Genomic DNA, 482 nt, shown 5'->3' with positions numbered 1-482 from the left:
GACGACGAACACGCCGTGTCCACCGACACCGCCGGCCCCTCCAGACCCAGGTGGTACGCCACCCGACCGGAGATCACGCTGCCGGCGCTGCCGGTCGGGCCGTAGTCGTGGTACATCACCCCGGCATAGACCCCGGTACGGCTACCCACCAACGACGACGGCTCCACCCCCGCCCGCTGCAACGCCTCCCACGACACCTCAAGAAACAACCGCTGCTGCGGATCCATCTCCCGTGCCTCACGCGGACTCACCCCGAAGAACCCGGCATCGAACCCCGCCGCATCATCCAGAAACCCACCACGACGCACGTACGACCGCCCCACCCGACCCGGCCGCGGATCAAACAACGCCTCCGTGTCCCACCCCCGATCCACCGGAAACTCACCAGTCGCATCCCCCTCACCCACCACCAGATCCCACAACCCCTCCGGCGAGACCACCCCACCGGGAAACCGGCACGCCATCCCCACGATCGCGATCGG

At 68.5% G+C, this 482-nt stretch carries 1 protein-coding gene; it reads right to left on the bottom strand.

Annotated elements, in window-relative coordinates; translation table 11 throughout:
* Positions 1-482 (bottom strand): beta-ketoacyl synthase N-terminal-like domain-containing protein (locus tag ACFHVL_RS31440; protein ID WP_416632258.1); only part of this gene is annotated, 482 nt, incomplete at both ends.

Origin of the sequence: Micromonospora sp. LOL_023 (assembly GCF_048060115.1) — a bacterium.
Classification (GTDB): Bacteria; Actinomycetota; Actinomycetes; order Mycobacteriales; family Micromonosporaceae; genus Micromonospora_E.
This window is presented reverse-complemented; position numbering and strand designations above follow the sequence as displayed.